The 6170-nt window shown below is 67.1% G+C and carries 5 protein-coding genes and 2 pseudogenes; 3 read left to right on the top strand and 4 right to left on the bottom strand.

What is annotated here, in order from left to right:
* The 3 genes from KMS84_RS41250 to KMS84_RS14695 form a co-directional block, all read right to left on the bottom strand.
* The coding region (locus KMS84_RS41250) for a tetratricopeptide repeat protein (protein ID WP_256916659.1) at positions 1-1845 on the bottom strand (1845 nt) is incomplete at its 3' end.
* 545 nt (positions 1846-2390) lie between these two features.
* Complete coding sequence (locus KMS84_RS14700) at positions 2391-2756, bottom strand: hypothetical protein (RefSeq protein ID WP_256916658.1); 366 nt, start codon at positions 2754-2756, stop codon at positions 2391-2393.
* 323 nt (positions 2757-3079) lie between these two features.
* Positions 3080-3436 carry a hypothetical protein gene (locus tag KMS84_RS14695; protein ID WP_256916657.1) on the bottom strand — a complete coding sequence of 119 codons (357 nt, stop codon included), beginning with the start codon at positions 3434-3436 and terminating at the stop codon, positions 3080-3082.
* Between the two features lie 174 nt (positions 3437-3610).
* On the opposite strand from KMS84_RS14695, the pseudogene KMS84_RS43455 reads away from it, so the two are divergent.
* Both KMS84_RS43455 and KMS84_RS14680 read left to right on the top strand, forming a co-directional pair.
* Positions 3611-4080, top strand: a pseudogene (locus KMS84_RS43455) (transposase); the annotation flags it as partial.
* A 41-nt stretch (positions 4081-4121) separates the two neighbouring features.
* Positions 4122-4348, top strand: a pseudogene (locus tag KMS84_RS14680) (hypothetical protein); the annotation flags it as partial.
* Here KMS84_RS14680 and KMS84_RS14675 read toward each other — a convergent pair.
* Complete coding sequence (locus KMS84_RS14675) at positions 4305-5093, bottom strand: IS5 family transposase (RefSeq protein ID WP_256916656.1); 789 nt, start codon at positions 5091-5093, stop codon at positions 4305-4307. The pseudogene KMS84_RS14680 and the gene KMS84_RS14675 overlap by 44 nt on opposite strands.
* A gap of 189 nt (positions 5094-5282) precedes the next feature.
* Here KMS84_RS14675 and KMS84_RS14670 point away from each other — a divergent pair, with 189 nt between their 5' ends.
* Positions 5283-6158 (top strand): hypothetical protein, encoded by an 876-nt coding sequence (locus KMS84_RS14670; protein ID WP_256916655.1) that lies wholly within the window; start codon positions 5283-5285, stop codon positions 6156-6158.
* Positions 6159-6170: the final 12 nt, after the last annotated feature.

Here is a 6170-nt window from a genome sequence, read left to right as displayed (position 1 = left end):
AAGACTGTCACGGCTGGCCAGGGTGTGCGGATGCATGACTCCCAGCACACGGGCACGGTCGGCGAGGGTGTGCCGCAGCAACGACACCGCTTCTGCATGCTGCCCCGTCCCGTCCAGGGCACAGGCGAGGTCATGACGGCTGATCAGGGTGTCAGGGTGCGCGGGGCCCAGGACACGGCTACGGTCCTCCAGGGTCTGCCTGAGCAGCAGTATCGCCTCAACTGTTGCGCCCATTCCGAACAATGCGTTGGCCAGGTGGTTGCGGCTGGTCAAGGTGTCGGCATGCTGGGCGCCCAGGGTGCGGCTCTCGAAGTCGAGGAGGCGTTCGTGGAGCAGACGGGCTTCGCTGAAGGCGCCAGCGTGCTCCAGTATGTGCGCGAGCGTGCTGAGAGCGGTGCGGTGGTGTGTGGAGAAGCAAGGGTCCGGGAGGTCGAGCAGCATGGGCAGGTGAGGGGCGAGGAGTACGGCGGCAGGCCAACCGGCGCGCCCCTGCTCATCCACCTCGTGCACGGCCGCGGTCAAGCGCTCGGCAAGGGCGCGGTGCCACGTGGCGAGATGGGATGCCCCCGCCGCCAGAGCGACGGCATTGATCTCTCGGATCAATGGGTGCAGCACCACCTGCGCCGGGTCGCTGATGCCCGATGCCTGCCCGACGTTGCCGGGAGCGCAAGGACGGTCAAGCAGGCCGTACCGGTGCAGACCTGCAAGCGCGGCCTCCAACGCTGGGACGGTGACGTCGTCTCCCGTGACCGCAGACAGCAGGTCCGGGGTGATGAGAGACAGCGGGACGGGAGCTTCGGCCAGTAAGGCTAGGAGTCGCAACACGGGACGGGCCAGGGCGTTGCCTTCTCGGGCGAGCTGGTCCAGGGACACCTCCCAGGTGTGCCGCACCACAGTGCGGGCGACGCGCGGATGAGAGGCGTCCGGGTGTTCGGCTCCCAGCAGGAGGGGCAGCTCGTGCTCCAGGGCCTGGCCGTAGGTGGTGAAGGTGCGGTAGCGGCTCGTAGGCCCGGCAAGGTAAGTACCGGCCGCGTGCAGCGCCAGCGGAAGCCCGCCCAGCCGCATGGCCAGGTCCCTTGCCTGCTCGGCTGTGCCGGCTGCAGGAGCAGCGTCGAGCAGGATCTGGCCTGCAGGCAGTGCGGGCAGCGGCTTCAAAGGCAGTAGCCGGGCACGCGGCCCCCATGTCTGCGGGCTGCAATCTCGGCTGGTCATCACCAGCAGGCCTCGGCCGTGCGGGCGGATCCAACCGCGGTAATCGGCCAGCGGTTCCCCTGCCGGGCCGATCCCTTGCGGCTCGTCGGCGTTGTCCAACACCAGCAGCCACCGCCGGGCCAGGCCCAGTTGCCGCCACACAACATCGGGCAGACTTGCCCGCCCGGCCCGCGCGGACTCCAACTCTGCCTCGGGCAGCCCACAAGCCAGTGCCGTCTGCACCATCTGCTGCGCCAGCTCGGCGGAATCGCGCCAGCGCACCCAAAACACTCGCCAGCCCGCCGCGTTGACCTGCGACGCGAACTGCGCGGCCACCGTTGTTTTGCCCATTCCGCCGGCCGCGCACAACACCGCGAACCGTCCTCGTGGCCGCCGCAGCATGCCTGCCAGCTCGGCCAGCTCGGCTTCGCGTCCGCGCACGCACTCCACGTGTGGGGGACGCAAGGATTCCTGCCGGCCCCTGGCCGGTCGGCCCACCGGCCCCAGCCGCGCCGGCGGTCTTGCTGCACCATCCAGCCGTCGGCTCCACAACATCAGCCCGATGCCGGCCAGCATCAGCACGACGAACAGCGGCCAGATCACCCACGCGTGAGCCGCCCATCCTGGCACGGCGGCACTGGCGTAGTTGGTCACCAGCCCCAGCCCCGCCGCCACGACTGCAGCAGTCCCCGTCACGGCCGACCCAGCCCACGCACCCTGCCTACGCCGCATCGCGCCCCCCCCTGTCCACCGTCATCAGCATGCCCAAACCGAGACCACCTGCGCAGGAGGTTGAAAGACTGGTGGTCAAGGTGGTCGCCGAGGTTCATGCAGTTGATTCAGGCTGACTGCGAGTGCGCTTCGCCCACGGTTGACGTCTCGACGTGCCCGTTTCTTCCAGCGCCTTCGGCTGAATTATCGGTCTGCGGGGCGGCTGCTTCATCAGTTCACTGCCTGGTGGCGGCGTGAGCATGCCCGAGCAGCCATAGGCTTGAGTAACCGGTTCAAGAGGACAGCGACTTCTTGAGTCGTCTCGAGCAGATGAGCGAGCACTCGACCGGGACGAAGGCGTCATGCAGCTCCAGGCGGCGTTCCCACCGAACGGCGACGCTTGAACCGGTGGAGGAGAGCGAAGGTCTGCTCCACGACGAAGCGGAGCTTGCCCAGGCCCCCGGATGCCGGATCAAGCCCTTAAAAGCCTATTGCTCGTCGTTCTGCTGAGAGGGCGGCGTCTGGCCCAAAACAACGTCATGGGCCATGTTGGTAACAGCCTTGATGCCGAAATAGGCAGTCGTGATCGAAACGATGGCAGTGAAGGATGCCGTCAGGATAGAGACAGCCCACTGGGGCTCCTTCGTGCCACCCGTCTTGTGAACGCCCCACAAGGCACTACCAGCGATGGCTGCATCACCAGCGAGGACGGCCATGAGCCCCGTTATGGACTTGACGCGCTGGGTGAGCTGATTACCTTTCGCGCCTCGACGGACGATATCTACCGTCACGCAAAGGCCGATGAGGATTACCGTGAGCGACACCACCAGATATAGTCCCGCCATCCGGATCACTCTCCAAGACTCGACGCGAGATTCAATGCAGAGCAGCGGCAGACCAATTATCCAACGCCTCTGCCGACCTTGCACATCCGTGACGGACCCATAAATTTGTCGCGCAGTCAACATTGGAAAATGAAACCAATCGGCCTGCAGTCATAGGGGTTAAGGGAATTTGTTCACCGAAGGCGAGCCCGGGCGGGCAGCCCTCCGCGACGCAGTCCGATACCAATCCCGGGCCGCATCGGGGGCTTGTGCTCGTGACATGGGGAAAACTCGCTCTGTTGGTCTCTCCCTCTCCCGTACGATTTTGCGGGTATTTTCACGTGATGGACTCGTCACGTCGATGGCGGTCTCGCGCGATTCGAGGACTTCCCCGTTGCTGCCCGTGGCGATGCCGTCGTGGCCCGGTCCGCGGCGTATTCAGCGCGGGCCTGCCGGTCTGCGTCCGTGAACTCCGGTTGTTCGGGGGGTGTCTGGGGTGCGCGCCAGATCTGGACGAGGTGGTGTTCGCCGTGGTCGCCGATGCCGGGTTCGGGGTCGTCGGCCTGGCAGTACAGGCGCATGCGCACCCATTCGGCGCTGTGCCGGGAGGGCGGGATGTCGAGGGGGGCGTCCGGTGGCCAGGCGTCGAGGATGTCGCCTTGTTCCAGGGTCGCCAAGTACAGGGTGGGCAGTTCGGTGTGCACGCTCATTTCCTCGGCAGGTTCCCAGGCGCCGCCGGTTTCGGGGGGGCGGCGGGGCGTCGTGGACTTCGACGGTCAGCTGGGAGGACCGATCCGGCAGAGCATGCGACCGACTGTTGCTGCTGATCGTTCTTATGGACCTGGGGCGGGGCGATCTGTCGGGTGCCGAGTGGGAACGGGCGGCCTTTCCTGCTTGTCAGCAACGGGCGTTGCGGCAGGTCGCGGGATCACCGGCAGGTGATCGACGGGATTCTGCACCGGGTGCGAACCGCAGTTCAGTGGCGTGACCTGCCCGAACGGTTGGGTCCGTGGAAGACGGTCTACGAACGCCACCGCCTGTGGTCGGCCGACGGCACCTGGGAACGCCTGCTCCAGCAGGTGCAGGTCGCGGCCGACGCGGCCGGTGAGAGCGACTGGGACCTCTCGGTCGAGTCCACCGTGGCACGACACGTCAGCACGCGGTCGGCGCCCGCATGGATCCGCCTCTGGCCACCGCTGCAAAACGGGGACACAGCGGCAGAACACCAGCACGAGATGCCGTGGTGGGGCCTCGCCGCCCGCCTGGTGGGGGTGGCGCAGGAGGTGAGGGCCTGGGCCGCTCACGCGGCGGGTTCACCACCAAGCCGCACCTGGGCGCGGACGGCCCCTGCCGGCCGCTGTCTCTGATTGCTACCACAGGTCAGAGGGCGGACTCCAGCGCATCCTCAAGGCGCTCGCGGACCGGGCCCGGCTCTATCAAAGGCCGCTGAGCTGACCTGCCAGGAGATGGCCGCAGCGTTCGGTATGGACGTGGTGCCGGCGCGGGTGGAGGCACTGCGGTCGAAGATGAAACGCCTGGTCGCCCGGGGTTGGCTGGTCGAGCCCGCGCCGGGCCGGTTCACGCTGGCTGCGGACGTGAAAGGGCCAGGCGGCGGGTCATGAGCAGGATCATCGACCAGTAGATCACCGCCTCGGCGCTGGCAGTGCGGCGCTCGAAGTCACGTGCCAGGCGGCGTGTGCGCATGAGGTGGGCGAAGAGGCGCTCGACGATCCACCGCTTGGGCAGCACCACGAACCCCTTCTGGTCGTCGCTGCGCTTGACGATCGCCAGGAACAGGGCGAGGCCGGCGAGGCGGTACTCGACGAGACTGCCGGTGTAACCGCCGTCGGCCCAGACCAGTGCCAGCAGATGGTGTCCGGAGGAGACTTGGGCGAGCGGGACCTGGGCGGCTGCGCGGTCCCCGACATCCGCTGCGGTGACCATCACCGCGAGCAGCAGCCCGAGGGTGTCGACCACGGCGCGCCGCTTGCGGCCGTTGATCAGCTTGCCGCCGTCGAAGCCGTGGCTGTAGGCACCGACGACGGCGTCCGCCTGACCGACTGGGAGTCGATCACGCCCGCGGTCGCTCCGGATCCCGCCCGACCTGCTCACGGACCCGGCAACGGAGCGGTCGTGGAACTCACGGACCAGCCAATTGTCGCGCCAGCGCCGGAAAAACGCGTAGACCCGGTCCCACAGCGGGAAGTCCGCAGGCATCGCCCGCCACTTGATTCCGTTGTCGACCAGGTAGCGGATCGCGTCCAGTATTGACCGGTTGCAGTACGCCTCCGGCTGGCCACCCCACCCGCGCAGCCAGCCCAGCACCGGCAGCAGGCGCCTGACCACCGTCCGCTCGGCATCCGACATGTCCGTCGGATAGCGGCGCGCGCGAATCCTGTGGTCGCTGGCGCTCCCGAACCGATGAGCCAGACAGCCACATGCAGGGGGGGCGGAAGTGGACTCCGCCTCCGCCGTGTCGTAGAACTGCGACAACAGGGCCTCCTGGACGGCTTTTTGGCGCAGACACCCTCTGAGCTACCAAGAGGCCCTGCTCTCATGCACGGCAACCGCCGCAGTCACCCGATCGAGACTCCCGTTCGATCGGCGCTCCTCAGGATCGGCACGCCGGACGGCCTGAACCGGGTAGCGTTGATCGCGGAAGACCAACCCCTCGTTCGAAAAAAGTGCAGGATGCACATCCTGGATGACCCCGTCGGCCTTACTCTCCGTGCAAGAAGTCTGCTGTGCCGAACTGGCCGGCGGGAGCCCTCGCAGGAACCCCGGCCCGCCATAGAGCTCCCCCGGACCCGCGACCGCTTCGGCGAGCCGATCCCCCCACCCGCGATGCTCGTGATCCGCCGCAAGGGGTTCGAACGCAGATACGGCGGCCTGTGCTACCAGGTGCGAAACAGCTACGCGGCCGGGAGCGAACGCCGTGAGCAACTCCGGAGTTGGCACTTCAACCTGGGCCAGAACATGTGGCGCGACTCCGGCCACGGCTGGTACTTCGACTGGCTCGGGGAGCGTGTCTCCTCTCCGGTGCGCTATCTCATGCACACGGACGGACGAGTCGGCGTAGAGGATGGAAGCGGTGCGTTCATCGAGATTGCCCCTTCCATCCGAGCTCTCATCGAATCTCATGCACTCACCGACTTGGCCTCAACCTGGGACCGCACTGACACCCTCGACCTCGACAGCTTCGCCCTCGCTCAGCGGCTCTGCGGCCTGACCGAGATACCCGAAGCCTCCGGACGAACCATCAAGTGGCGAGCCTCTCGCGCCGTCGCGGTCATGGAGTTCCAGGAATGGAGCAGCGAGGAACCGCGTCGATGGCGCGCATTCATCTGGAGCCACGACAAAGTCGGCCGTCACCAGATCGGGCAGGCGATCGCCTCAACGGCAGCACAGTCCCCGCCGCGGTTCCCCGGTTGAGATCCCCGTTCG

It is taken from the genome of Streptomyces hilarionis (genome assembly GCF_024539675.1).
GTDB classification, from domain to species: Bacteria; Actinomycetota; Actinomycetes; order Streptomycetales; family Streptomycetaceae; genus Streptomyces; species Streptomyces hilarionis.
Note: the sequence above shows the minus strand (reverse complement) of the source record. Positions and strands in the feature narration are given on the sequence as shown.